Raw genomic sequence first — 24,370 nt, 5'->3', positions numbered from 1 at the left:
CTTTTTATCTGTTAGGTGATGATAAATATGAAAGAAGTTTCGTGGTTCCGGCTGTGGTCGTATGCTTTGCTGGCTGCTTTGGTAGTGGTGGCCGATCAGTGGAGCAAATTGTGGGTGTTGGATCATATCGTGTTCAACTGGCGCGAACCGGTTATCGAGGGGTTTTTCGATCTGACACATGTGTACAACCCCGGCGCGGCGTTTAGTTTCCTGGCCGGTGCCTCAGGCTGGCAGAAATATTTGTTTGCCGGCTTGGCGGCGGTGGTTACGCTGTATTTGGCATTGGGTATCCGTTCTGGGAAATTCGGCCGTTTGGGTGATGTGGCAGCAGCGATGATTATCGGCGGCGCCATCGGTAATGTCATCGACCGCATCAATTACGGGCATGTAATCGATTTCTTGTTGTTTTATTGGAATAATCGCTACTATCCGGCGTTTAATGTGGCCGATAGTTTTATCTGTATTGGCGCAGTATTGTTCGTAATTGACGGTTTCTGTCAGGGCAGGCGAGATCAAGCTACCTAAAGATAGCAACAGACACACACAGAGGAAAAACATGGTGAAAACCATTATGCTGGCCAATCCGCGCGGTTTTTGCGCAGGAGTGGACCGTGCCATCAGTATTGTGGAACGGGCATTGGAGCTGTTTGGTGCGCCGGTTTATGTGCGGCATGAAGTGGTGCACAATAAATTCGTGGTGGACAATTTGCGCGCCAAAGGGGCGATTTTCGTGGAGGAGTTGGAGGAAGTACCGCCCGGCGCTACACTGATCTATTCGGCGCACGGCGTATCCAAGGCGGTGCAGCAGGAGGCGGCGGAGCGTGGATTCCGTGTGTTTGATGCCACTTGTCCGCTGGTAACCAAGGTACACCGTGAAGTGGCGCGATTGGACGAGCACGGCTACCAAATCATCATGATCGGCCATGCTGGCCATTCGGAAGTGGAAGGCACGATGGGTCAACTGCCGCCTGGCAGTATGCTTTTGGTGGAAACGGCGGCGGATGTAGCCGATTTGGAAGTACACAACCCCGATAAGCTGGCGCACGTGAGCCAAACCACGCTGTCGATTGACGAAACCAAGGAAATCATCGATGCGCTGCGGGCGCGCTTTCCCAATATCCGAAGCCCGCACAAGGAAGACATCTGCTATGCTACCACCAACCGTCAAGAAGCGGTGAAGCAGCTGGCGGCGGCCAGCGATGTAGTGGTGGTGGTAGGCTCGCCCAATTCTTCCAATAGCAATCGTTTGCGCGAAGTGGCCGCGCAGCGTGGCGTGGATGCCTATATGGTGGACAATGCAGGCTACCTGAAAAAGGAATGGTTTACCAGCAAAGAGCGGGTAGGGATTACTGCTGGGGCCTCTGCACCAGAGGTGCTGGTGCGAGAGGTAGTGGATACCGTGCACAGTTGGGGTTATGAAACAGTGCAGGAAAGGGAGGGCAAGAAAGAGAGCATCGTGTTTGTGCTGCCCAAAGAACTGCGTGGGTGAGTGTGGACAGATTGGGCAGCAGGGAATACCGGAATGTTTGTGTTCTCGGGAAAACAGATACTCTGGTTTTGGCTGTATTGAGGTAAGGGCAGATTTAAGCAACCAGTATGGCAAAGGTTGCCTGAAAATGGGTTTTAGATAGCCCTTTGTTTGGCTTGTGTTGCAAAAGATTTATAGCTAAATGCATTGATTTCTTTATACGGCGTAGACCTACTTTACCGCACTCTTGTACTGTCTGTGGCTTGCTGCTTTGTATGAAAAATGTACTTTAGCCATATACTACGAATCATGCAGGCAAAAAGCAGGCTACCTGAAAAATCAAGCAGCCTAAAAGAACAGCTAGAGAGTAACTTTACTGGGTGCAGATGCTTTCGATAGCCTGCGGGATATCGCCGGCACAAGCCCAAATCAATTGACCCTGCGACTGCATTGGCAGCAGGAGAACCGCACGTTCGGCAGTGCTGCCGGCAGGAATAGCAGTAATCGCGCCTTGACTAAGAGTGATACTCTGCCAGAACTCCTCCTGACCAACAGGAACGTCGATTGCTTCATTGATTTCATTCAAGCGGGTACCTTTGGCTAAGCGGGTTTCCACCCATACTTTCGCCATATTCAGTGCTTCAACGGCTTTCGGATCGGTGATGGTGGGGGCAGCAGGCACTTGCGGGGCGGTTGCGCCCATACCGCTTTCATTGGCCGGTTCGGCCAAGCCGACAATGGATTTTGCCTGCTCGATGATTTCCGGGTTTATATAGGCATATACGCCGCCACCCACCAGAATCAGAGCCAACAGAAGGCTGACTGAACGCAATGCGCCGCCGCCATTCCTGCCGCTGCGTTTGCTGCGGGATTTGTTGTTACGGGATAATTTTCTCACTGCTGTAGCCATTTATTTGGTGTCCTAATAATTGTTGGATAGTTTAGATGGGTAGAAAAAGAAATTTCGATAGTGGATAAGCATAAAGCGTGCCAAAGTTTGATGTTGGATTAAGTTTGGCGTGATGAATTTTCATTTTGATTATTATTTGTTGTTATATATAGAAATTTATTTATAGAGAATATGCGGATTAGTGATGGGGAAGAGGCTACCTGAAAACGCAGCGCAGTGAAGTTTCTGCGAAGCTAAAATTTCAGGTAGCCTAACGGCAAACGGCAGGCAAGAAAAAGCACCCTCAGGCGAGGGTGCTTTTGCATGGCGTTGGGATAATTACATCATACCCATTCCGCCCATGCCTCCCATTCCGCCCATGTCCGGAGCGGCGGGCTTGTCTTCCGGAATGTCGGCTACCATGCATTCGGTGGTCAGCATCAGGCCAGCGATGGAAGCGGCGTTTTGCAGCGCAAAGCGGGTAACTTTGGCCGGATCGATTACACCCATTTCCAGCATGTCGCCATAGCTATCGTTACCGGCGTTGTAGCCGAAGTTACCGCTGCCTTCCAGCACTTTGTTCACCACCACGCTCGGCTCGCCGCCGGCGTTGGCTACGATTTGGCGCAGCGGAGACTCAACCGCACGCAATACGATTTGCACGCCGGCTTCTTGGTCGGCATTGGCAGTTTCCACTTTACTCAGGGCAGAGCGGGCACGCAGCAGGGCTACGCCGCCGCCGGCCACTACGCCTTCTTCCACAGCGGCACGAGTGGCGTGCAGCGCGTCGTCTACGCGGTCTTTTTTCTCTTTCATTTCTACTTCGGTGGCCGCGCCCACTTTGATTACGGCCACGCCGCCGGCTAGTTTAGCCACGCGCTCTTGCAGTTTTTCCTTGTCGTACTCGCTGGTAGCGGTGTCAATCTGGGTGCGGATTTCGACCACACGGGCTTCTACGGCGGATTTGTCGCCCAAACCATCGATGATGGTGGTGTTTTCTTTGCCCACTTCGATGCGTTTGGCCTGGCCCAAATCTTCCAGCGTGGCTTTTTCCAAAGACAAGCCCACTTCTTCGGCGATCACAGTGCCGCCGGTGAGGATGGCGATGTCTTGTAACATGGCTTTGCGGCGGTCGCCGAAACCAGGGGCTTTCACGGCCACGGTTTTCAGGATGCCGCGGATGTTGTTCACCACCAGCGTGGCCAAGGCTTCGCCTTCCACGTCTTCAGCGATAATCAACAGCGGGCGGCTGGTTTTGGCCACTTGCTCCAATACGGGCAGCAGGTCGCGGATGTTGCTGATTTTCTTGTCGAACAGCAATACAAACGGGCTGTCCAGCTCGGCCAGTTGTTTTTCCGGGTTATTGACGAAATAGGGGGAGAGGTAGCCACGGTCGAACTGCATACCTTTTACCACTTCCACTTCGTTTTCCAGCGATTTGCCGTCTTCCACGGTGATCACGCCTTCTTTGCCCACTTCGTTCATGGCTTGGGCAATGATGTTGCCGATGGATTCGTCGGAGTTAGCGGAAATAGAGGCCACTTGGGCGATTTCCTTAGATTTCTCCGGCACGGGCTTGGCAATGTTTTGCAATTCTTTTACCAAAGCGGAAACGGCTTTGTCGATACCGCGTTTCAGGTCGGTCGGGTTCATGCCGGCGGTAACGTATTTCATGCCTTCGGCCACGATGGCTTGTGCCAACACGGTGGCGGTGGTGGTGCCGTCGCCGGCCACATCGTTGGTTTTGGAGGCGACTTCTTTCACCATCTGTGCGCCCATGTTTTCAAACTTGTCTTTCAGTTCGATTTCCTTGGCCACGGTAACGCCATCTTTGGTGATGTGCGGGCCGCCGAAAGTGCGGTCCAACACCACATTACGGCCTTTCGGGCCGAGTGTTATTTTCACGGCGTTAGACAAAATGTTTACGCCGTTTACCATCTTCTGGCGGACTTCATTGCCAAACTGTACATCTTTTGCTGCCATATGTATGACTCCTAAAATAAAAAATCAGAAATTGTTGTCTTGATGAGGTTGCTTATTCGATGATGCCAAAAATGTCTTCTTCGCGCATCACTAGCAACTCTTCGCCGTCTGCTTTCACGGTTTGACCGCTGTATTTGCCGAAAATCACGCGGTCGCCCACTTTCACATCCAGCTTACGGCGCCCGCCGTCTTTGGTGAGTTTGCCGGCGCCCACGGCCACTACTTCGCCCATATCGGGTTTTTCAGCGGCAGAGCCGGGCAAAACAATGCCGGAAGCGGTTTTTTCTTCGGCTTCCAGGCGTTTGATAACCACACGGTCGTGCAACGGACGAATTTTCATAAATCTTCTCTCCAGAATTGAATTTGATGATTTGTTGCTACCCGATTGAGGGTAAACAGAAATATGCCGGGCAGGGCACGGCACACCATTTGTGCGGGCTTGAAGATAAGGCTGGTGACGTTGAATTCAAGAGTGGGGTGGGAAAAATATTTGGCTGAAGGAGGAGAGGATGGCAGAGAGCAAACTCTGCATGTCCATACCCCCGGCCACAGCTACCCCATCCACATCGGCTTTCGCCTGCTTGATAATCTGGCCGAACACATCCGCCCACACATTAGCAGCAAAGCCGCCATCATCAGCAACCAGACCGTTGCCCCGCTCTACCTTGCTCCTATTGAAGCCGCCTGCCGACAACTCGGCATCAGTACCTGCAGCATCATCCTGCCCGACGGCGAACAATACAAAAATAACGAATCCCTCCAGCAAATCTACACTGGATTGTTGCAGCACCATGCCGGCCGCCGTACCACCATCCTCGCTCTCGGCGGCGGCGTAATCGGCGACCTTGCCGGTTTTGCTGCCGCTACCTACCAGCGCGGCATCCCCTTTATCCAAATCCAAGATATCTGCCTACTAGATACACAAATTCGGAGGTGAGCATTGAGTTCAACTGTTGAAATTACTGAGCTGTATTTCGCCGCCCTGTGCGAGCAGGCAAAGAAGGAAAAATCCACATCGCCGAAGGCTGGGCCACGGCAGCCTTATACGAACAACTTTCACAGCAATACAGCTTTACTCTATACAACAGGAACGTGTGCGCGTGGCGGTACATGCTTTTGCCGGTTGAGAGCAGCTGATTGTTGCCAACGACATCGTGGCCTTTATCCCTCCGGTAGTAGTAGGCTGAATATTTGATTTGAATGAATAAGCAATAGAAAGCCAAGCCCTGCACCAACAGCTTTTAATAAGGGGCTGTACTAGATTAGCCCTAAATTCCACACCACTTCCGCAGCGTTTTAAGCTGCCGGGATGGTGTGCCGAAGTTAAGCCAGAATTCGCATTCTTTCAAGAACAGCAGGAAAGATTTGCGGTCGATTCCGTTGTATTTGCGTAAGGCGCGTTTTGCCTGATTCCAAAAATTTTCGATGCCGTTGATGTGGTTCTGACGGTCTGCAAACGCTTTGGCATGATTGATGCGGTGATAGATAAAACCACTCACATCTAGTCTGTCGTGGCTGCTTAGGCTGTCCGTGTAAATGATGCTGTCAGGGATAATTTTTTATTTGATGACAGGCAGTAAAGTTTCATACTTGTCGTTATCTGCAACCACCATATAGACCTTATCATGCTGTTTCAGAATACCGGAGACGACCACTTTGCCTGCCGCCACGCGACCGCGCCTACCCTTACGCCGTCTGCCAAAATAACTTTCGTCCAACTCAACTGGGTTATCAAAAATCTCATTAGTAGCCAGTGCTAGATGATGGCTGATGACTTAGCGGATTTTGCGGTAGAACAGGGCTGCCGAATTTGGGATGGATATCTAAAATATCGGCAGTGGCACGGGCAGTAACTTTCAGCACAAAAAACGGATCAGTTCTTTCTGTACTTTTTCTTTAATTTGCAGTGTGTTATCTTCATGCTCTGAGGATAACATAGTTGCTAATCTAGTACGGTCCCCTTAATAAATGAGCAATGCGGTGCTTTCCTCAGCTTCGAAGACTGGATACGCCGTCAAAACGATGGGCAGCACGTGAATTATTTGGTGTACGGCGTGTATGAAGAATTGGCGTGCTGCCAAGGGCAGGCTGTGATTGAAGAGGCCAAACGCTGCTTTGGCTTGGAAGCAGCCGTGTGCGTGTACCACTACAGGTGGCTGGAAGTGGGTGGCATGGCGGTGTGGGTGGGTGTAACCACCTGCCACCACGATATGGCCTTCGCCGGCTGCCGCTACGTTATCGACATGGTGAAAGCCGAAGAGCTGATTTGGGAATAGGAATTCTAGAAGCGTCCAAGTTGTTGTCTCATGATTTGGATAACCAAACGGCGGGTGGCGAACGCCAACAGGTCAAATAGCGGGTTGCAGTCATAAACAAGCTACTTGAAATTTCATGTAGCATTTTGCCTTGTGTGGTTTTTTAGCCAATCGCATCCGCCACGCGGATTTTGGAGCGGTCGATAATTGAGGCAGGCCAGTAAAATCTGTAAAATAGCAGAATAGGGCGGCAGGTTTGGAATAATTGCCCACATCCTTTCGCCCTGTGCCGTTTCAGTCTGGCCGTCGGCGCGTTTTTTGCCGAATTTAATTTAAAACCGAATGGTTGTCGTATCCCAATGGCCCTATTGTAGTGCCAACCTGGCATTGGCAGCATTCGGTTTTCAGGAAAAACACCATGCGAGGCTATCAACTCAACCCCAACCAACCCGTAGGCGGCGTTATTGCGGAGGATGCTGACCAGCAAATCGTGCAGCTCAACCTGCAAAAAGGCAATGAAGTGCCACCCTATTCGGCTGAAGCCATCATTACCATCACCGTCCTCTCTGGCGCGGTATGCCTGAAAACCGAGCAGGGGCAGATTGATTTGCAGCCGATGACCCTGGCGCGGCTTGAACCGCAGGAAACCCATGCCCTCGTGGCTTTGGAGGATAATACCTCCGTACTCGTGGTGAAACAGCTGTGCTACCATGCCCTGTTAAACCAAAAACTGCGCTTTGGCCGCTGCTGCGTTTAACCCTAATCCTTCCCCCCCCCATATCAGCAGCCTGCTGGTATGGGATTATTTTAAAACTATAGCTTTACAACACAACTCTTGGAGATGAACCATCATGATTAAAGGCATTCAAATTACCCAATCCGCCCAACACCCCGCCTTGGTGCGCTCTTTCTGGCTGTTGGACGACGAAACCCAGCAGGCACGCTGCCTGTGCAGCAAGGACGAGCATTTCGCTGCCGACCAAATCGTTGCCCTGAGCGACTTGGGCGATGTGAGCTACCAAGAAGTGGCGGTAGACAGCTACATGCGCCCGAAAGTGGAAGGCGGCCAGCACCTGAACGTGAATGTGATGAGCCGCGAAATGCTGGAAGACGCAGCCGCTAATCCCGATAAATATCCGCAGCTCACCATCCGCGTATCCGGCTATGCCGTGCGCTTCAACTCCCTCACGCCCGAGCAGCAGCGCGACGTGATTACCCGTACCTTCACGCAGCATATGTAAGCCGGAATCACAACACAGCCCCGCCGTTTCAGATGGCGGGGCTGGTTTTTTTACGGGGTATGAAATAGCTAATAGCAGGACGGCAAGATAAGTGAAAGTAGTCCCAGTTTTTGTTTAACCATTACCAAACAGTTTTCAGGTAGCTTGATTGATAAACGGAAAGGCTACCTGAAAACTCAAAATGATTTGGTTATATTGACCATATTTTTCAGGTAGCCTCATGCCGCAGAAATTTTAAGCTCCGGCTTATTTTTTCTCCTTCTCAGGCCGTATCCAGCCCGGGATAGTGGTTTGACGAGTGCGGGTGAGGGTGAGTTCACCTTCTGGGCAGTTGCGGGTGAGCGTGCTGCCGGCGCCGGTGGTGGCGCGGTGGCCGATGGTGAGCGGGGCGACCAGCATATTACCGGAGCCGATGCGCACTTCGTCACCGATAACGGTTTGGTGTTTGTGTACGCCGTCGTAGTTGCAGGTGATGGTGCCGGCGCCGATGTTGCTGCGGCTGCCGATTTGCGCGTCGCCGAGGTAGGTGAGGTGGTTGGCTTTGCTGCTGCGGCCGATGGTGCTGTTTTTCACTTCCACGAAGTTGCCGATGTGCACTTCGTCGGCCAGATCGGCTTTGGGGCGCAGGCGGGCGAAGGGGCCGATGCGGGCGCTGTTGCCGATGCGGCAGTTTTCGAGGTGCGAGAAGGGTTCGATAACCGTGTTGTCGCCGATTACCGCGTTTTTAATCACACAGTTGGCGCCGATAGATACGTTGTTGCCGAATTGGTTTTCGCCTTCCAGCACCACGTTCACATCAATCACCACATCTTGGCCGTGCTGAAGACTGCCGCGCAGGTCGAAGCGGGCCGGGTCGCGCAGGGTGAGGCCGGCTTGGAGCAGGTTGTGCGCCTGTTCGCGCTGGAAGATGCGTTCGAGTTCGGCGAGCTGGATTTTGTTGTTTACGCCGGCAGCAAGGAAGGAGGAGGCTACCTGAACGGGATGCACGGCCACGCCGTCGGCGCGGGCAAGGGCGATGACGTCGGTGAGGTAGTATTCGCCTTGGGCGTTGTTGCTGGAGAGGCTGCCTAGCCAGCGGGCAAGGTGTGCGTTGGGCAAAACGAAAATGCCGGTGTTGGTTTCGCGGATGGCTTTTTGCTCGGGTGTAGCGTCTTTTTCTTCCACAATGGCGGCCACTTGGCCGTTGGCCTCGCGGATGATGCGGCCCAGCCCGAAGGGGTTGGGCGGGATGTCGGTGAGCAGGCCGATTTCGCTGCCGGCGGCTTGCAGCAGCTCTTCTAGCGTGGCGCGGTTAATCAGCGGCACGTCGCCGTAGAGCACGAGGGTGCGGCCGGTGTTGCCAAGGTGCGGCAGGGCGGTTTGCACGGCATGGCCGGTGCCGAGCTGTTCGGTTTGCTCCACCCAGCGGATGCCTTCGCGCTGCACTTGCTCGCGCACCTGCTCTTTGCCGTGGCCGATGACTACGTTGATACTTTGCGGGCTGAGGCTTTGCGCGGTATCGATAACGCGCTCGAGCATGGTTTGGCCGCCGATGCGGTGCAGCACTTTGGGCAGGGCGGAATACATGCGCGTGCCTTTGCCGGCGGCGAGGATGACGATATGGAGGGGCTGGTGCATGAGGGAGCTTTCTGGAAACGATTTCGTTGATAATGATGGTTTTCAGGTAGCCTGCTTGGGGCTACCTGAAAAAAGAGGATTCAAACTGCCGATATTAATGGCTGCTTGGCGCTTCGGGCACGCTGTGTTGGTGTTGCTCGCGGGTAACAGGCACGGGCACGGGGCGGTATTCGTTGTAGCGTTGGTCGCGGGCGAAAGTGCCGTCTTGGTATACCACGGGCGTGCCCGGGGCATAACGCTGGCGCAGGCCGGTTTTGCCTTGTTGGTCTTGGTAGGTTTCCCAGGTGCAGGCGGAAAGGGCGATGAGGGCGAGCAGTAGAACGGCGGGGCGCATGGCTTTATCCTTTTTCTGTTGTGAGACGGGTGTTGCTTTTGCTGCCAATTATAACGCGAACAGCTGGGGCTGGCTGTTGGTTTTTGGGCTTTGATGGAGGTAGGAAGTTGGGGATGGCTGTGTGTCCGTTGTGTTTTCAGGTAGCCTTTGGTCGGCGTGGGGTGGTTTGCCAGTGTTGAGGCTACCTGAAAGATTGGCCAGTATATCGGTTTAATGGTAGAGTAGCGGGGGCAATCGTGCCGTTCAAACAATGGGAGAAAATCATGAAGCGTTTGGGTTTGATGTTGGCCGCTTGTATGGCTATGAGTGGGGCATATGCTGCTCCGGCATCGGACACAGGCTATGCCTATGGGGCAAACCATTGTTATGGTTTCCACGCGCCAGCCGGCTGGACGCAGGATAACCGGTTGCTGGCGGATAAGGGAGTACCGATGGTATTTCTGCCGCAAGATGGCAGACTGCGGGCGGCGCGGGTGATGATTTATGCGGGCAGCATCGGCCGTAAGCCGGGCGAGAACTTTTCCGCAGCTGTGCGCGGGCAGGTGAATGATGTGGTGGCGCAATATGCCCAATCGAATGAGCGCATACGGCCGGCCATGCTGCGCCGTATCCGTGCCCGCGACGGGGTGAGCGGCGAGCTGTGGCGGTTTACGGGCTACCGTAACGGCGGGCAGGAGCTGGTGGCTTATCTGCCGGGCAGCCGTTCGGTGAATTATTTTGTGGCGCAAATCCCCGCACAGGCAGATGCGTCGGCGGTGGAAACCGCTGTGCTGGCTTTGGCCGCCAGCTACCACGAGCGGCAGTCGTGCCCGCCGTGCCGTGGCGAAGGATGTGCGGCGGAGTGATGATGTAATGGGCCAAAAGGCTACCTGAAAGTTCAGGTAGCCTTTTGCTTTGTTGGCCATGGATGTTAATCGCTGCTTTTGCTGTGCGGCTTGAGCCGGTAGGCGCAGACGATGGTGAGGATGCCGACGGCGAGGGCGAAGCTCATGCTCAGGTGGATGCCGTTGAGCATGGCTTGCTGCGGACTGCTGCCGCTGGAGAGGTGTTCGCCGATGTTGGTGATGCCCACAAAGAAGGCCGCGCCAATGGCACCGGCGATGGGGTTGATGGTGGTAATAATGGCGGCGCCGTGCGGGTTGAGGTATTTGGGCAGGGCGTTGAGGCCGTGGGTTTCGCCGGTGATGCAGGCGGATACGGACACGGCCATCAGGGCAAACATGGCGGAGAGGGCGGTGGTTTGGGTGTCGATTTTCAGGTAGCCCCACAATACAGCCAGGGCGGCGGTGAGCATAATGGTGGCGGGCAGCACCACGAAGCGGCCGCCTTTTTTATCCAGCAGTTTGCCGAACAGCGGGGCGGCCAAGGCCTGGGCGATGCTGGCGGGCATGAGGATGAGGCCGGTGGCGGTGCCGGAGAGTAGCAGTACTTGCTGGGTGTAGATGGGAATCATCAGCTCGAGGCCGAGGAAGAGGAAGCCGACGCAGGCGAGGATGGCGAGGCAGAGGCTGAATTGGCGGTATTGCAGGGCACGCAGGTTTAAAAGCGGCGTGGCGATGTGGAACTGGCGGCGCACAAACCAGCCGATGAGCACCACCGAGCCGGCCAACAGCAGCACGAATTCGGCCAGGGGTAGGCTGGCGAAGTTGCTGCAGGCATATACCAAGCCGCCGAAGCCGCTGATGGAGAGCAGGGCGGAGGGGATATCGATTTTGGGGCGGGTGATGGGGCTGAGGTTGACACTGAGGTATTTGCCCACGAGGAACATGGCCACGAGCATAAACGGCGCGGTGGTGGCGAAGATCACACGCCAGTGGGTGTGGTCGATGATGATGCCGGAGAGGGTGGGGCCGAGTGCGGGGGCGGCGGTGAACATCATGGTGATCACACCCATGGCCGTGCCGCGCCGGTTGGGCGGGAAAATGTTGAGGATGCCGTTAAACAGCAGCGGCACGAAGAAGGCGGCGGATATGGCCTGCACCATGCGCCCGACCAGCAGCACGCCAAAATTGGGCGCGAGGGCGCAAATCAGCGAGCCGGCGAGGAAGGTGGCTTGGGTGATGAGCACCATTTTGCGGGTTTCAAACCATTGGATAACGCCGGCGGTAATCGGCGTGAATGCGCCCATCACCAGGAGAAAGCCGGTGGTGAGCCATTGGGCGGTGGTTTTATCGATGTGGAAATCGCGCATGATGGGCGTGAGCGCCACGTTGAGCAGAGTGTCGTTCAGGTAGCCGAAGAAGGCGCCGATAAAGAGCGTGGCCACGATGGTTTTGGCGGGAAAGCCGGGGCGGTCGGCGAAGTATTCGTGTTGGGTGTCGGCAGAATCGGTGTGTTGCATAGGGCGTTCTTTCTTGTTATTTGATTATGGCCAAGAGGCTACCTGAAATCTGATATTGGAATGCAAGAGCCAGATTTTACATGATTTTGCCAGCCAGAGCCTGCAGCTCGCACATATCGCGGGCGATATGGTCGGCACAGGGCTGCGGCCGGGCGCGGCTGCCAAACCACACCGTGCGCATGCCCAAAGCTTTGGCCGCTTGCAGATTGGCCGGGCTGTCGTCCACCAGCACGCATTGCTGAGGCGGCACGGCCAGCGCGGTGCACACCATATGGAAAGCTTGCGGCTGCGGCTTGTAGTGCAGGGCAAGGTCGTCCACGCCGAATAGGGCTTCAAAACGGCTGCCCAGCCGCATGGCTTCGATCAGGGCGCGCACATAAAACGCAGGGCCGTTGGAAAACACGGCTTTGCGGCCGGGTAGGGCGGCGAGCGCGGTATCGATGTGCGGCATCGGCTGCAAGGCGGCGATGAGTTCGGGCAGATGGTGGCTTTGGCGCAGGAATTCGGCGGGGCAAACCTGCGGATGGTGCTGCTGCAAACCGCCGAGCGTGGCGCCGTAGTGCCGCCAATAGTGTTCGCGCAAGTCGGAAGCTTCGGGCAGGCTCAGGCCCAGTTCGCGTGCCATGAATTCGCTCATGCGGCGGTTGATAAGGCGGAAAATGCCCGCATCGGCGCGATGCAGGGTGTCGTCTAGGTCGAACAGCCAAACGGGCTGGGAGGGCGGCATGAGGCTACCTGAAAAATAAAAAACCGAATTATATAGCTGCTGCAAATGAGTATTCTACTGCCTTACCCGCCTTGTCATGCCTGCCACTACGGCCTGCTGCCATGCTCAATTTGAATCGGCTAAATTTCCACCCCCGCCATTGGGGCGGTTTGCTGCTATAATCTCGCAGATTTTCACAACCAATTATCATTCAGGAGATTGCTATGGCTCTGGTATCCATGCGCCAGCTTTTAGACCATGCCGCCGAACACGGCTACGGCCTGCCCGCTTTTAATGTGAACAACTTGGAGCAGATGCGCGCCATCATGGAAGCGGCCGACCAAGTGAACGCGCCCGTTATCGTGCAGGCTTCCGCCGGCGCGCGCAAATATGCCGGCGCCCCCTTCTTGCGCCACCTGATTTTGGCGGCAGTGGAAGAGTTTCCGCACATCCCCGTGGTGATGCACCAAGACCACGGTGCCTCGCCCGATGTGTGCCAGCGCTCTATCCAACTGGGCTTCTCCTCCGTGATGATGGACGGCTCGCTCCTGGCCGACGGCAAAACCCCGTCTTCCTACGAATACAACGTGGACGTTACCCGCACTGTGGTGAACTTCTCCCATGCCTGCGGCGTGTCGGTTGAAGGCGAAATCGGCGTGTTGGGCAACTTGGAAACCGGCGAAGCGGGCGAAGAAGACGGCGTGGGCGCAGCGGGCAAATTGAGCCACGACCAAATGCTCACCAGCGTGGAAGATGCCGTGCGCTTCGTGAACGACACCGGCGTGGATGCGCTGGCGATTGCCGTGGGCACCAGCCATGGCGCCTATAAATTTACCCGTCCGCCCACAGGCGACGTGCTGCGCATCGACCGCATCAAAGAAATCCACGCCGCCCTGCCGAACACGCATATCGTGATGCACGGCTCCAGCTCAGTACCGCAGGAATGGCTGAAAGTAATCAACGAATATGGCGGCGGCATCGGCGAAACCTATGGCGTGCCGGTGGAAGAAATTGTGGAAGGCATCAAACACGGCGTGCGCAAAGTGAATATCGACACCGACCTGCGCCTGGCCAGCACGGGAGCAATCCGCAAATTCTTAGCTGAAAACCCTGCCGAATTCGACCCGCGCAAATACCTGGCCAAAACCATTGAAGCCATGAAAGGCATCTGCCTGGCCCGCTATCAGGCCTTCGGCTGCGAAGGCATGGCCAGCAAAATCAAACCGATTTCGCTGGAAAAAATGGCCACCCGTTATGCCAAAGGCGAATTGAACCAGGTGGTGGCGAAATAGCCGCTTGGTTTAAGTGAAAAAAGCAGGCTACCTGAAAACGCTTAAAACTTTCAACTTCGTTGAAGCTGCGCTTTCAGGTAGCCTTCTCTTCAGCCCACCATGAATTTCCCCGTCCCATCCGCTATTATCGATAGAGATTAACCACTCCAACCAACTTTCTGATTTATTAACCCACCCGCTTTCGTGGGCATCGTTACCCCGCAAACCATTGCATTCGAACAGCCCTTTGCCCTGCAAAACGTCGACACGCTGCTGCGTTTTGATTTGATTACCGAAACCTATGGCACGCTCAATGCCGATAAATCCAACGCCATCCTGATTTGACATGCCCTTTCCGGCATGCACCACGTGGCCTGCCGCCACCATCCGGACGACGAACACTCCGGTTGGTGAGGCAACATGGTCGGCCACAATAAACCGGTGGATACCAAGCTTTTTTGTGGTCGGGCCCAATAACCTGGGCAGCAGCGGCCCGTTGAGCATCAACCCCGCCACAGGCAAACCTTACGGCTCGGATTCTCCGATGGTTATCGTAAAAGCCCGGGTGCGCTCGCAAGCCATGCTGGCCGACCATTTCGGCATCAAGGGGCGGCAGTCTCGGCAGTATACAGACCTTGCAATGGGCAACCGACTTCCCCGAACGTGTGCGTCACGTGCCGGTGATTGCCTCTGCGCCTAAATTGTCCACCCAAAACATCGTGTTTAACGACATGGCCCGCCAGGCTATCCTCACCGATCCCGACTTCCACGAAGGCCACTACTCCAGTCGCCAAGCCGTGCCCCGGCGCGGCCTGAAGATTGCCCGCATGATGGGGCACATCACTTATCTGGCTGAAGACGGGCTGGGCAAAAAATTCGGCCGTCAGATGAGGAGCGGTAAGCTGCAATACGGCTACAGCATTGAATTTGAGGTGGAAAGCTACCTGCGCTACCAGGGCGACAAATTCGCTGACCGCTTCAATGCCAACACTTACCTGCTTATGACCAAGGCACTGGACTATTTCGACCCCGCCGCCGATTTCGACTACTGGCACAACCGTTTTCAGGTAACCTTCGGTGGGCACATATGCTCGTGAGCAAGGGTATGTTTTAGTGATTGGTACGACACGCCGAACATCCATTGGTGCATCCTGGGCTATTTCGATCACCTGTGCGCGAGAAACCGCATCCACGTACTGGAACGCGCGGTGACAGTTGGCAGCCAGCGTATTTCCTACCTGCCGAACCTGTTGGGTGGTTTGGTGTCTTATCGCGAGGGTCAAATGATATATTTGGTTTTATAATTCAGCCTGTTGCCTATATTAACGGGGAGATTGTTTAAACATACCTAATTCGCCATTTGTTTGATTTAAGTCAAATATATCGCGCCCACAGGCAATGGTATCGCCTGTGGGCAAAACGTATAATCAAGTTAAATTTTTTAGACATTTTGTAATGTCAAGGGGGAAAGCAGTATGTTGCGCAATTTTTCAGACAAATTTTTCGGCAACGACGACAAGGGTGACTTCGAGCTGCAATGCCTGATGATGATTATCGAAGACCCGGCACGCCGCCAATGGGCGGTGCGTTTGAAAATCACCAAAAAATACGATGTTAGCAACGCCCGCACCATATTGTTGGAAAAATTCGAAAAAGGGTTTGAAAAAGAACATGATGCCCAGTTGTTTGTGTTGGACGAGCTGGATGAGTTTCCGATATTCCGTGTTAAGGTGTTGGAAGGTTTCCGACAGTAATTGAGTTGTTGATTTATACAAAAGGCTACCTGAAAGCTGGATTAGGCTTTCAGGTAGCCTTTTTAGGAATGTTGAGCAAGTAGGTGAATTTTATCTTCGTGAGGGCAGGCAATACCAGGCTACCTGAAACACTGTAGCAGCTGAGCTTGCACCCATCAGCTGTACCAGTTGAGGCTACCTGAAAATGGTGCCGTCTTGGCAAAACGCATTCGGCTCCGTATAATTCGTACTTTCTACGGCGGGTCTCCCCGCATGCAGGTTTGGGACAAGGGGTCAGGTGCGGAAGCAAGCAGCCCACCCTGAATTCAGCAGTGCCGGGGCTCCGGCTCGCCACCTCATATAAAAACCGCTCCGGTGTAATACCGGAGCGGTTTTGCTATATATGGCTGAATAGCTGAAGCTATTTCAGCAAGAGCTTATTTGTAAAAACGCTCAATAGAATGAATTTTAAACGCGCTTACTTGGCATTTGTCGGCCACGAATTTTTTAAATTCGGCCTGGTTCAGATAGCGCACTTCCTCACGTGGCAGCTGCAACAAAACCTGGCGGTTTTGGTTGCTGTTGATGGCATCAGCAATGGTTACAACGTAGTTGGTGGTTTTTTTTGTCATAATTTACTCTCTTTAAAGCTGTTATTTTCTAGTGCAAACAGAATTTTTATTATCTAATAGATTGCTTTTGTGAAAATGGTAAATTATCTATTCTGATTGTGCAAGGTTCAGGAGGGTAAAGATATGCAGGGCTATGTAAATGCAGTAATGTCAGTAGGCGGCCTCAGAGGTTTACCACTTTTTTGTGGATAGTTCATCGGTCAGCTGTTGCAGAAGCTGTAAGCGGTCGGCACGGATATGGCCGGCTTCTGCAGCGGCTTTGATCGCGCAGCCAGGTTCTTGGCGGTGGCTGCAGTTGTGGAACCGGCATTGGCCGATGAAGTCGCGCATATCGGGGAAATAGTGGGGCAGGGAGGCTACCTGAAGATGGTGCAGGCCGAATTCCTGCAGGCCGGGGGAATCGATGATGTGGGCGGTTTCGTTTAGGTCGTAGAGCTGGGCGTGGGTGGTGGTGTGTTTGCCGGAATCGAGGGCGCTGGAGATTTCGTTGGTGTGGGCGATGCTTTGGCCGAGCAGGGCATTAATCAGGGTGGATTTGCCCATACCGCTTTGACCAAGCAGGATGCTGGTGTGCCCATTCAATATCGGTAGCAGGGCGGCGGCATCTTGCATGGCGCTAACGGGCAGCACGGGGTAGCCCAGGCCTTCATAAAACTCTAGTTTGCTGCGCCATTGTCCTGTTTCCGGCAAATCGGTTTTGTTCAACACAATCACTGCGCCGATATCGGCTGCTTCTGCCGCCAGCAGGGCGCGTTGTAGTAGCAGCTCGCTGGGTGTAGGCACAGCAGCCAGCACAATCAGCAGTTGGCTCACATTAGCGGCAATCAGCTTGGTTTTCCAAGCATCTTGGCGGAAGAGCAGGCTGCGGCGCGGCAGGAAATCTTCAATCACCGCTTGCTCGGCATTCAGCGGCGTGATGTATACTTGGTCGCCGCAGGCGAAGTCTACCCGCTTTTTGCGGGTGGTGGCCTCGAAGGTGTGGCCGCCGGTGGTGCGTACAATAAAGCGGCGGCCGTAGCTGGTAATGATTTGGGCGGTGTCGGTCATGGCAGTGTGCCGGGTAGGAAAGTGTCATCATAGCAAGGATTGGCATGCTGATGCCAATTTGCCTGCTGTGCCGGGCAGAATGGCTATATAATCTGGCTTTATTTATCCCAATCAATAGGGAATCGCCACACTATGACTACCACGCCGCTTCTCGATACCATCAACTACCCGCAGGATTTGCGCCGTTTGCGTGAAGACCAGTTGCCGCAGCTGGCTGCTGAATTGCGTACCTTTCTGCTCGACAGCATCAGCAAAACTGGCGGGCATTTTGCCAGTAATCTGGGCGCGGTGGAGCTGGCTGTGGCGTTGCATTATGTGTACGATACACCTAATGACCACTTAATTTGGGATGTTGGCCATCAAAGCTATCCGCACAAAGTGCTCACCGGCCGCCGCAACCGCATGCATACCATGCGCCAATACGACGGTTTGGCCGGTTTCCCAAAACGCAGTGAATCGGAATACGACGATTTCGGCGTTGGCCATTCTTCCACCTCCATCGGCGCGGCATTGGGCATGGCGGTGGCCGACAAACTTTCAGGTAGCTCCAACCGTAGCGTGGCCGTTATCGGTGATGGGGCCATGACGGCCGGTCAAGCGTTTGAAGCGCTGAATAATGCCGGCGACATGGATACTGATCTGCTGGTTATTCTCAACGACAACGAAATGTCGATTTCTCCCAATGTGGGCGCTTTCCCTAAATACCTCGCCGGCAGCCAGGCTAAAGACTGGCGCGACACGCTGCGCAGCATCAAGCACAAATCCGAAAAAGTGCTCGACAAACTGCCCGGCGCACTGCACATCGCGCAGAAAGTGGAGCAGCGGCTGAAAAGCGTGCTCGACGGCTCGCGCATCCGCCCTGATTCACTGTTCGATAACTTTGGCTTCACCTACACCGGCCCGGTGGACGGCCACGACATGCGGCAACTGGTGGCCGTGCTCAAAGATATGAAACAGCGCAAAGGCCCGCAGCTTTTGCATGTGCTCACGCAAAAAGGGCAGGGCTACAAACTGGCTGAAAACGATCCGGTCGGTTTTCATGCCGTGGGCAAATTTAATCCCGACCAAGGCCCAGTGAGTGGTGGCGCTGCCCCTTTGAGCTACACTCAGATTTTCGGCCAATGGATATGCGACCAAGCCGCTGCAGATGGTAAATTGGTCGCCATCACTCCCGCCATGCGTGAAGGCAGTGGGTTGGTGGAGTTTGAGCGACGCTTTCCCGAACGCTATTTTGACGTCGGTATTGCCGAGCAGCACGCTGTTACTTTTGCTGCCGGCCTAGCCTGTGGCGGCATCAAACCCGTGGTGGCGATTTACTCTACTTTCCTGCAACGCGCTTACGACCAACTTGTGCACGACGTGGCATTGCAAAACCTGCCAGTATTGTTTGCCATCGACCGTGCCGGTATCGTCGGCGCCGACGGCCCTACCCATGCCGGTGCCTATGATTTGAGCTTCCTGCGCTGTATTCCGAATATGGTGCTGGCTGCGCCCAGCAGCGGCGAAGAATGCCGCCTGCTGCTTTCTACCTGCTACGCGTTGGATTGCCCCACTGCCGTGCGCTACCCGCGCGGTGTCAGCGGCAGTACGGTAATTGGCAGCAGCTTGGATACCGTGCCGGTAGGCAAGGGCGTGGTGCGGCGGCAGGGCAGGGGAACTGCTGTGTTGGCTTTCGGCAGTATGGTGCAGCCCGCGTTGCAGGCAGCGGAACAGCTGGATTTAACTGTGGCCGATATGCGCTTTGTGAAACCGCTGGACGAAGAATTGATTGCCGATTTGGCTGCCACCCATCAGCAGCTAGTGTGCATTGAAGAAAACGCCGTGCAAGGCGGAGCCGGCAGCGCAGTGTTGGAGGTGCTGGCTAAACAAGGCTGCCGCTTGCCCGTGTTGCTACTGGGCATCGAAGACATCGTTACTGGCCACGGCGACCCGACTATCCTGCTGGACGACCTGGGTTTGAGTGCTGAGAAACTGACAGCACGGATTGAAACATTTGCATAATTAGTTGGCTGAGTACAGCTGAGAGCAGCTATTGTGATGGGATGAATCATAAAATGATGGTAAAAAGGCTACCTGAAAATTTCAGGTAGCCTTTAATTGCGGTTGAACAGAAAGGGTTGTAATGTATTGGTTATTGCCAAAGCACTTTACTTCCTACTATGTTGGCTTACCTTGTTGTATTCCTGTATTGTTTGTGATTAGCCATCTTGTATCAGTTTCAGTAACTCCGATAAAGCAATAACAAATAATTGTAGCAGCTATAATACACAAAACATAAATAAAAAGAACTTAACTTGGCTTCCAAAGTTAAGTTCTAAAGTCATTATTTTTTGTTATTCCAAAGCCCAAAATTAACTGAACTCTTGAAATCTTGGCACGCTGTACTTTCTATACTATGAACTCAACGGATGCATATCCTACTACCAAAAATCTTTCGTGTTCAGCCTAGCTCTCGCTTCTGGCAACAATCTTGTAAATCTGTGAAGGGTGAATTTGCTCGCCCAAATTCTTGGTAGCTTGCTTGGCTATTCTCGTTATTCCTACCCCTATCATTGCTTTTGTGCAGTATCACAATATGTCGATTCCTCCTCAAATATTGGTGGTAACAAACAACACATAGTCTCCATCTGACTGGCTGCGGTCGATACTTTTCAGCTCGTCATGTTCTTGTCGTGCATCGCTCAGGCATTGGAAGTGAACTTCGAATGGGTGGCCACCGGCAAAGGAGAAATGACCGGCATCATGTATGAGCCAGTGCGAGAGGTGCTGGCCGAAGCCTTGCCCGAATACAACAACTATACTGAAGAGCAGCGCGAGTTTTTGTGCCTGTTTGATAAACTGCCCAAGGGCAAGCGTGAAATTCTGTTCACGTTTATGTGGGAGTGGGTGAGGTGAAAAATTTGGAGCCGGTGGAGTTCTTGGAATTTCAGGTAGCCTGCAGGTTTTTGAGTTTGATCTGTTCGCAAACCTACGGGCTGGAGTTACGCGATTACTGTGATGTTTTTAGATGTTGGAATACAGTTAGAAAATCAGCGAACTGCTCAATAAAAAAGTATTTGATACTCTGTTGCTTATTAACGATGGGAAACCGGAACATAAAGCATTGATGGAATAGTGCTCAGGCTGTTGGCCCAGCTTGTTTCCTCTTCTAGGCAGAGATGGGCATGAGATGACGGACAGAAATATCCAACAGCTTCTGCTTATGTGGTCTTAATATCAGAGAATTCAAACTCATTGCCCTTCCATTTTGATCAACACCTACAGGGTAGGTAGACAAGCTGGCTGTTATGTTTGTTGGTAGGCAATTCAATTGGTATTAAAAAATGACGGATTTACACTACTGTAAATCCGTCATTTTAGATAATGGGATACTTAGTTAGAAAGAAACCCGCACTCCCGTTCGTACCGATCTGCCCGGCAACGGAGCCAAATACTTCAAGGTGGAGTTATGCGGGCGTGCTTCGGTATTACTCAGATTTCGGGCATCCAAAAACCATTCCATTTGAGCGGACTGTCCCAATTGATGGGAGTAATTCAGGTACATATCCCAAATAGTATACCCACCCAAACTGATTTCTTCGTTGATGACGCGCCCCAAATGTTTTTGTGGTAAATAGTGAGTCAAACTGCTGCTGAGCATCCAGTTTCCTTTACTCCAAACCAAACTTGCTCCGTATCGTGATGCTGGTAGTCCGGGCATATAATCACCATCATTTTTACGGCGCACATATTCATCCCATGAAGAACTATTGGAATCATTTTTACCGGTAAAAACCGGACTATTTTTTACCCAATCTACAAATACTTTTGCTTCTAAAGTACCATAACGATCTAAATGAAAATGATGGGATGCTTCTAATTCCATCCCTTCAATCCGGGTATCTCCCTGCCGCCATTCTTTATAAGGCAGCCCATCCCCCTTATCTGTGCCAGTTTGTCCCAAGTAGATATAGTCCTGGAAACGGGTTTGGTAATAATTAACCTTCAGTCGGCTATTTCTCCAACTAATTTGTTGGCTGAATTCCCATGTATTGGCCGTTTCAGGCTGCAAACGCGGATCGCCGTGCTCATTGGTTAAAATGGCGTAGTGTCGGTTACTGGCAAACAGCTCGTTTACTTCCGGTGCCCGTTGCGAACGGCTGTAGCGGATACCAGTTTCCCAACCTTCAGCAGGCTGCCATTTTAAAGCTGCCTGATAGCTGTTCAATTCAAACATTTTATTATTATGTTGTTTGATATAACCTTCATTTAAGCCGCGCCCAGGCTGGTAATTGCCCAATATGGCTTGCTGACGGGTGCGTCCATGCCGCGCACCGATATCAGTTGACCAATTTCCCCAATTAAACTTCTGCAACGCAAACACCGCATATTCGATCGTCTTTGTGTCCGGCAGATAACGATCAACCCCCTCACCGTTAGTGCGGCGTTGTGTCCAATCCCCGCCCAACACTCCCTGCCACCATTGGATAGGTCGGTAATTTATCTCCAGTCTTCCTTGGTTGCTTTGGCTATTCAGGCTGTCGGCAAATTGGTTGCCGAGCAACTCACGGTTTGCCGCATCAATATGCGCAAAAGAAAACCTGACGTTATCCAGCCAGGGTTGTTGCGAACGATACATCCCATCCAGTAGCCAACGGGCTTGGCTGCTTTCTATATTAACTGGTGACAATGCATTCTTCTTACCAGCTCGTGTGGATAAGGAGGCATAGCCCGGTACCCCGTAGCGGTTCAGATAACGGCTGACCCCCAACCCAATATATCCATCTGCACCGATATAGCTGACACCGGCCGATACAGATTGTTGGTGCATATGGCTATTGGCCATTTTGCCGTGTTCATTAGGTGTTACATCTTCAATACTTCTCAACCGTCTGCCTTTGCCTTCGGTAACAGATGGATCATATCCGGGATTTTCCACCCAATTGCCGTAAGAAGGCTTATCCCGACGGTAAACATCGGAAATATCCAATTCGTATTGGTCTAAGTAGTCTTTACCTCTGAGTAGATAATTCCGATCTACATATTTATAGAACCCTTGATTGAAGAAATACTCGTAATTCCTCGAAACTTGACACAAGAGAGTCAGCGGATAATTGGTATTGATTTCTGCCCGATTGTGGCATATCGCAGCCTTACTGTCTCCCGGTACGCGGTAGGATGAAATCTTGTTATTCATCCCGTCGATATGCCAGGCAATCTGCCCGCTTTTGCCGGTAAGGCTGAATAACTGCGTGGTCGGAGTATTGTATCCCCCGCTGATTTCCCCCTTGCCGCCAAAATTTTTCTCCGGCAGTTGTTGGGGAATCTGCCCAGTTTCCACTTGAACCGCCCCTCCAACAGCATGCCCTCCATACAACACGGCAGCAGAAGATTTTTGTACAGTTATCTTATCAGCTAGGAAAGGCTCAACCGCACTGGGCAGATTGCCGCTGATACCGGCCATATCCGATATACCCAAACCATTTTGCATCAGGTATACCCTCGATCCGGTCAAGCTGCGGATTTGCGGCAAACCGTTATTGGGGCCGAAGCTGTTGTTGTGAACACCACTGATTTTTTCTACCGTCTGCCCCAAGGATATTGCTCGAACAGATTGCAGATCTGAGTTATAAAGCACGCTCTTGCTACCGCTATCCAAACGGGCACCCGATTGCGGGGTTTTACGTCCCGTGATATGAATCTCCGATAACTCTACCGCATCTTCAGCCCAAACTGTTGTTGGGTAAGTATTAAAAACAACTAAACCTACTGACAGAAAAACAAAAAACTTCATAGCTACACCAGTTACACTATGTTATTCTATAACATAGTGTAACATGATTTAATAAAACAGCTCTACTGAGATCTTAAAATAGGTGGTGATGCAGATGCCGGGCACTATGATGCAGCTATTACTTACCCATACGCCTGCCATTTGGGCAGGTCGTTGCACTGGTTGTCGGCTACTTTTACCAGTTCTGCATATTTTTTGCACGGCGTCCGAATAGCTGCCAGCTGGCGGTAGTGGTTTCATCAATCGTGCCGGTGGTGTTGGCGGTTTTGCGGGTAGAAACTCACCGAACTATCCACTCCCAAGCACTGTGCCGAGTCCAGCATAGGCAGGAAGCGGGAAAACAGCCGGTCGGCCGGCATGTCGTCGATTTCTTCCAGCGAACCGATACTCAGGCCGTCACCGTCAATTTGGCTCATGATGCCGTAGCAGACGGCCTTACTGCCGTTGTGGAACTGGTAACGCGTGTCGGCAATCTGTCGCCGCCCGGATTTATAGCCGATCCAACCGCTCAAAATCGGACTGCGGCGGATGGCATCGATGTGATACATCAGGTTGGTTTGGCTCTGCTGTAAGCGGGGCGCCACAATCCCTTCTTCTTGGAAAGGGGTAGTAGCCAAATATTCCAGGCAGTACATTTCTTTCACTGCAGTTTTACCGGTGCGGCGGCAGGAAAAATCCACCGTATTGCGGTTATCGTCCATCTGCTGCATCTTCAACACCTGCATCGGATCGAGATCGACGTTGTGCACATGCTTGTGCCACAGAGCGTGCGGCCTGATGCCGGTAACCGGGTCGGGGCGGGCATAGCGCATGATTTCCTGCTCGGCGCTATGTTGTATTTGGATGCGCTGGGCGGCGGTCGTCATACAACCTCCTCCGGCGGAGCCAACTGCGCCAAATAGGCTGCCCATTCCTCATGGCAGTCGCGGCACACGTCCAAATATTGCAACTGCTCGTGCCCGTCCAATTTGGCGCCGCAGTCGGCACAGTATTCCGACGGCAACATCAATCCACCTTTAACCCGAAAAAACATACATAAAATACCGCGGCGAATACCAACCAACCGCAATGCGGTACCCG

Annotated in this window: 22 protein-coding genes, 1 other RNA gene and 4 pseudogenes; 14 read left to right on the top strand and 13 right to left on the bottom strand. The window is 53.0% G+C overall.

Annotated features, from left to right (window positions below; genetic code table 11):
- Nucleotides 1-18: 18 nt before the first annotated feature.
- Both lspA and ispH read left to right on the top strand, forming a co-directional pair.
- Nucleotides 19-525: a signal peptidase II gene (gene lspA / locus EZJ17_RS07555; RefSeq protein WP_082886512.1), complete on the top strand. Its 507-nt coding sequence runs from the start codon at nucleotides 19-21 to the stop codon at nucleotides 523-525.
- Nucleotides 512-1,489, top strand: coding sequence for a 4-hydroxy-3-methylbut-2-enyl diphosphate reductase (gene ispH / locus EZJ17_RS07550; protein ID WP_255361765.1), 978 nt, complete (start codon nucleotides 512-514; stop codon nucleotides 1,487-1,489). Before lspA ends, ispH begins: the two co-directional genes overlap by 14 nt.
- Nucleotides 1,490-1,841: 352 nt before the next feature.
- On the opposite strand, the gene EZJ17_RS07545 is transcribed toward ispH, so the two are convergent.
- From EZJ17_RS07545 to groES, 3 genes are all read right to left on the bottom strand, one after another.
- Nucleotides 1,842-2,366 carry a hypothetical protein gene (locus EZJ17_RS07545; protein WP_151086363.1) on the bottom strand — a complete coding sequence of 175 codons (525 nt, stop codon included), beginning with the start codon at nucleotides 2,364-2,366 and terminating at the stop codon, nucleotides 1,842-1,844.
- A 330-nt stretch (nucleotides 2,367-2,696) separates the two neighbouring features.
- On the bottom strand, nucleotides 2,697-4,340 hold the full coding sequence (gene groL, locus EZJ17_RS07540; RefSeq protein WP_067444056.1) for a chaperonin GroEL: 1,644 nt from the start codon (nucleotides 4,338-4,340) through the stop codon (nucleotides 2,697-2,699).
- A 52-nt stretch (nucleotides 4,341-4,392) separates the two neighbouring features.
- On the bottom strand, nucleotides 4,393-4,680 hold the full coding sequence (gene groES / locus EZJ17_RS07535) for a co-chaperone GroES (protein WP_067444054.1): 288 nt from the start codon (nucleotides 4,678-4,680) through the stop codon (nucleotides 4,393-4,395).
- A gap of 150 nt (nucleotides 4,681-4,830) precedes the next feature.
- On the opposite strand from groES, the pseudogene EZJ17_RS07530 reads away from it, so the two are divergent.
- Nucleotides 4,831-5,238: pseudogene (locus EZJ17_RS07530) on the top strand (3-dehydroquinate synthase); the annotation flags it as partial.
- 370 nt (nucleotides 5,239-5,608) lie between these two features.
- On the opposite strand, the pseudogene EZJ17_RS07525 reads toward EZJ17_RS07530, so the two are convergent.
- Nucleotides 5,609-6,261 (bottom strand): annotated as a pseudogene (locus EZJ17_RS07525) (IS1595 family transposase).
- Nucleotides 6,262-6,304: 43 nt separating this feature from the next.
- Between EZJ17_RS07525 and EZJ17_RS07520 the strand changes: the two are divergent.
- The 3 genes from EZJ17_RS07520 to grcA all read left to right on the top strand — a co-directional run bounded on the left by EZJ17_RS07520 (nucleotide 6,305) and on the right by grcA (nucleotide 7,836).
- The gene (locus tag EZJ17_RS07520; RefSeq protein WP_082886508.1) at nucleotides 6,305-6,616 is read left to right on the top strand and encodes a molybdenum cofactor biosynthesis protein MoaE; all 312 of its coding nucleotides are present in this window, start codon (nucleotides 6,305-6,307) and stop codon (nucleotides 6,614-6,616) included.
- 397 nt (nucleotides 6,617-7,013) lie between these two features.
- Complete coding sequence (locus EZJ17_RS07515) at nucleotides 7,014-7,352, top strand: cupin domain-containing protein (RefSeq protein ID WP_067440978.1); 339 nt, start codon at nucleotides 7,014-7,016, stop codon at nucleotides 7,350-7,352.
- 94 nt (nucleotides 7,353-7,446) lie between these two features.
- The gene (grcA, locus tag EZJ17_RS07510; RefSeq protein ID WP_067440976.1) at nucleotides 7,447-7,836 is read left to right on the top strand and encodes an autonomous glycyl radical cofactor GrcA; all 390 of its coding nucleotides are present in this window, start codon (nucleotides 7,447-7,449) and stop codon (nucleotides 7,834-7,836) included.
- Nucleotides 7,837-8,082: 246 nt separating this feature from the next.
- Here grcA and glmU read toward each other — a convergent pair whose 3' ends face one another.
- Nucleotides 8,083-9,453 (bottom strand): bifunctional UDP-N-acetylglucosamine diphosphorylase/glucosamine-1-phosphate N-acetyltransferase GlmU, encoded by a 1,371-nt coding sequence (gene glmU / locus EZJ17_RS07505; protein ID WP_151086361.1) that lies wholly within the window; start codon nucleotides 9,451-9,453, stop codon nucleotides 8,083-8,085.
- A 94-nt stretch (nucleotides 9,454-9,547) separates the two neighbouring features.
- Entirely contained in the window at nucleotides 9,548-9,787 is a 240-nt protein-coding gene (locus EZJ17_RS07500; RefSeq protein WP_067440970.1) for a hypothetical protein, read from the bottom strand.
- A 236-nt stretch (nucleotides 9,788-10,023) separates the two neighbouring features.
- On the opposite strand from EZJ17_RS07500, the gene EZJ17_RS07495 reads away from it, so the two are divergent.
- Complete coding sequence (locus EZJ17_RS07495; protein WP_156496438.1) at nucleotides 10,024-10,632, top strand: hypothetical protein; 609 nt, start codon at nucleotides 10,024-10,026, stop codon at nucleotides 10,630-10,632.
- A gap of 65 nt (nucleotides 10,633-10,697) precedes the next feature.
- Here EZJ17_RS07495 and EZJ17_RS07490 read toward each other — a convergent pair whose 3' ends face one another.
- Both EZJ17_RS07490 and EZJ17_RS07485 read right to left on the bottom strand, forming a co-directional pair.
- The gene (locus tag EZJ17_RS07490) at nucleotides 10,698-12,128 is read right to left on the bottom strand and encodes an MFS transporter (protein WP_151086357.1); all 1,431 of its coding nucleotides are present in this window, start codon (nucleotides 12,126-12,128) and stop codon (nucleotides 10,698-10,700) included.
- Nucleotides 12,129-12,204: 76 nt separating this feature from the next.
- Nucleotides 12,205-12,855, bottom strand: coding sequence for a pyrimidine 5'-nucleotidase (locus EZJ17_RS07485; RefSeq protein WP_067440960.1), 651 nt, complete (start codon nucleotides 12,853-12,855; stop codon nucleotides 12,205-12,207).
- Nucleotides 12,856-13,058: 203 nt separating this feature from the next.
- On the opposite strand from EZJ17_RS07485, the gene fba reads away from it, so the two are divergent.
- The 5 genes and pseudogenes from fba to ffs all read left to right on the top strand — a co-directional run bounded on the left by fba (nucleotide 13,059) and on the right by ffs (nucleotide 16,194).
- Entirely contained in the window at nucleotides 13,059-14,126 is a 1,068-nt protein-coding gene (fba, locus tag EZJ17_RS07480) for a class II fructose-bisphosphate aldolase (protein WP_067440957.1), read from the top strand.
- A 165-nt stretch (nucleotides 14,127-14,291) separates the two neighbouring features.
- Nucleotides 14,292-15,148 (top strand): annotated as a pseudogene (gene metX / locus EZJ17_RS07475) (homoserine O-acetyltransferase MetX); the annotation flags it as partial.
- A gap of 84 nt (nucleotides 15,149-15,232) precedes the next feature.
- Nucleotides 15,233-15,409, top strand: a pseudogene (locus EZJ17_RS07470) (hypothetical protein); the annotation flags it as partial.
- 171 nt (nucleotides 15,410-15,580) lie between these two features.
- A complete protein-coding gene (locus tag EZJ17_RS07465; RefSeq protein WP_067440955.1) occupies nucleotides 15,581-15,859 on the top strand; it encodes a hypothetical protein in 279 nt (92 codons plus the stop codon).
- A gap of 237 nt (nucleotides 15,860-16,096) precedes the next feature.
- An RNA gene (gene ffs / locus EZJ17_RS07460) (signal recognition particle sRNA small type) lies at nucleotides 16,097-16,194 on the top strand.
- A gap of 81 nt (nucleotides 16,195-16,275) precedes the next feature.
- On the opposite strand, the gene EZJ17_RS07455 is transcribed toward ffs, so the two are convergent.
- Both EZJ17_RS07455 and rsgA read right to left on the bottom strand, forming a co-directional pair.
- Nucleotides 16,276-16,470 carry a hypothetical protein gene (locus EZJ17_RS07455; protein WP_067440952.1) on the bottom strand — a complete coding sequence of 65 codons (195 nt, stop codon included), beginning with the start codon at nucleotides 16,468-16,470 and terminating at the stop codon, nucleotides 16,276-16,278.
- Nucleotides 16,471-16,641: 171 nt separating this feature from the next.
- Nucleotides 16,642-17,517: a ribosome small subunit-dependent GTPase A gene (gene rsgA, locus EZJ17_RS07450; protein ID WP_067444050.1), complete on the bottom strand. Its 876-nt coding sequence runs from the start codon at nucleotides 17,515-17,517 to the stop codon at nucleotides 16,642-16,644.
- A gap of 132 nt (nucleotides 17,518-17,649) precedes the next feature.
- Between rsgA and dxs the strand changes: the two genes are divergently transcribed.
- Both dxs and EZJ17_RS07440 read left to right on the top strand, forming a co-directional pair.
- Nucleotides 17,650-19,518, top strand: a complete 1,869-nt coding sequence (dxs, locus tag EZJ17_RS07445; protein WP_067444049.1) for a 1-deoxy-D-xylulose-5-phosphate synthase — start codon at nucleotides 17,650-17,652, stop codon at nucleotides 19,516-19,518.
- Between the two features lie 693 nt (nucleotides 19,519-20,211).
- Complete coding sequence (locus EZJ17_RS07440; RefSeq protein WP_067440943.1) at nucleotides 20,212-20,412, top strand: hypothetical protein; 201 nt, start codon at nucleotides 20,212-20,214, stop codon at nucleotides 20,410-20,412.
- A 481-nt stretch (nucleotides 20,413-20,893) separates the two neighbouring features.
- On the opposite strand, the gene EZJ17_RS07435 is transcribed toward EZJ17_RS07440, so the two are convergent.
- The 3 genes from EZJ17_RS07435 to EZJ17_RS10330 form a co-directional block, all read right to left on the bottom strand.
- Nucleotides 20,894-23,290 carry a TonB-dependent receptor gene (locus EZJ17_RS07435; RefSeq protein ID WP_067440940.1) on the bottom strand — a complete coding sequence of 799 codons (2,397 nt, stop codon included), beginning with the start codon at nucleotides 23,288-23,290 and terminating at the stop codon, nucleotides 20,894-20,896.
- Nucleotides 23,291-23,529: 239 nt separating this feature from the next.
- Nucleotides 23,530-24,156: a hypothetical protein gene (locus tag EZJ17_RS07430; RefSeq protein ID WP_067444047.1), complete on the bottom strand. Its 627-nt coding sequence runs from the start codon at nucleotides 24,154-24,156 to the stop codon at nucleotides 23,530-23,532.
- Entirely contained in the window at nucleotides 24,153-24,323 is a 171-nt protein-coding gene (locus EZJ17_RS10330; protein ID WP_156496473.1) for a hypothetical protein, read from the bottom strand. Before EZJ17_RS10330 ends, EZJ17_RS07430 begins: the two co-directional genes overlap by 4 nt.
- Nucleotides 24,324-24,370: the final 47 nt, after the last annotated feature.

Origin of the sequence: Eikenella exigua (genome assembly GCF_008805035.1) — a bacterium.
GTDB classification, from domain to species: domain Bacteria; phylum Pseudomonadota; class Gammaproteobacteria; order Burkholderiales; family Neisseriaceae; genus Eikenella; species Eikenella exigua.
Note: the sequence above shows the minus strand (reverse complement) of the source record. Positions and strands in the feature narration are given on the sequence as shown.

Bases quoted from the DNA above. Each gene is read 5' to 3' on its own strand.
- lspA (WP_082886512.1), top strand. From the start codon at position 19: ATGATAAATATGAAAGAAGTTTCGTGGTTCCGGCTGTGGTCGTATGCT.
- groL (WP_067444056.1), bottom strand. From the start codon at position 4,340: ATGGCAGCAAAAGATGTACAGTTTGGCAATGAAGTCCGCCAGAAGATG.
- groES (WP_067444054.1), bottom strand. From the start codon at position 4,680: ATGAAAATTCGTCCGTTGCACGACCGTGTGGTTATCAAACGCCTGGAA.
- EZJ17_RS07515 (WP_067440978.1), top strand. From the start codon at position 7,014: ATGCGAGGCTATCAACTCAACCCCAACCAACCCGTAGGCGGCGTTATT.
- grcA (WP_067440976.1), top strand. From the start codon at position 7,447: ATGATTAAAGGCATTCAAATTACCCAATCCGCCCAACACCCCGCCTTG.
- glmU (WP_151086361.1), bottom strand. From the start codon at position 9,453: ATGCACCAGCCCCTCCATATCGTCATCCTCGCCGCCGGCAAAGGCACG.
- EZJ17_RS07500 (WP_067440970.1), bottom strand. From the start codon at position 9,787: ATGCGCCCCGCCGTTCTACTGCTCGCCCTCATCGCCCTTTCCGCCTGC.
- EZJ17_RS07490 (WP_151086357.1), bottom strand. From the start codon at position 12,128: ATGCAACACACCGATTCTGCCGACACCCAACACGAATACTTCGCCGAC.
- EZJ17_RS07485 (WP_067440960.1), bottom strand. From the start codon at position 12,855: ATGCCGCCCTCCCAGCCCGTTTGGCTGTTCGACCTAGACGACACCCTG.
- fba (WP_067440957.1), top strand. From the start codon at position 13,059: ATGGCTCTGGTATCCATGCGCCAGCTTTTAGACCATGCCGCCGAACAC.
- EZJ17_RS07465 (WP_067440955.1), top strand. From the start codon at position 15,581: ATGTTGCGCAATTTTTCAGACAAATTTTTCGGCAACGACGACAAGGGT.
- EZJ17_RS07455 (WP_067440952.1), bottom strand. From the start codon at position 16,470: ATGACAAAAAAAACCACCAACTACGTTGTAACCATTGCTGATGCCATC.
- rsgA (WP_067444050.1), bottom strand. From the start codon at position 17,517: ATGACCGACACCGCCCAAATCATTACCAGCTACGGCCGCCGCTTTATT.
- dxs (WP_067444049.1), top strand. From the start codon at position 17,650: ATGACTACCACGCCGCTTCTCGATACCATCAACTACCCGCAGGATTTG.
- EZJ17_RS07435 (WP_067440940.1), bottom strand. From the start codon at position 23,290: ATGAAGTTTTTTGTTTTTCTGTCAGTAGGTTTAGTTGTTTTTAATACT.
- EZJ17_RS07430 (WP_067444047.1), bottom strand. From the start codon at position 24,156: ATGACGACCGCCGCCCAGCGCATCCAAATACAACATAGCGCCGAGCAG.
- EZJ17_RS10330 (WP_156496473.1), bottom strand. From the start codon at position 24,323: ATGTTTTTTCGGGTTAAAGGTGGATTGATGTTGCCGTCGGAATACTGT.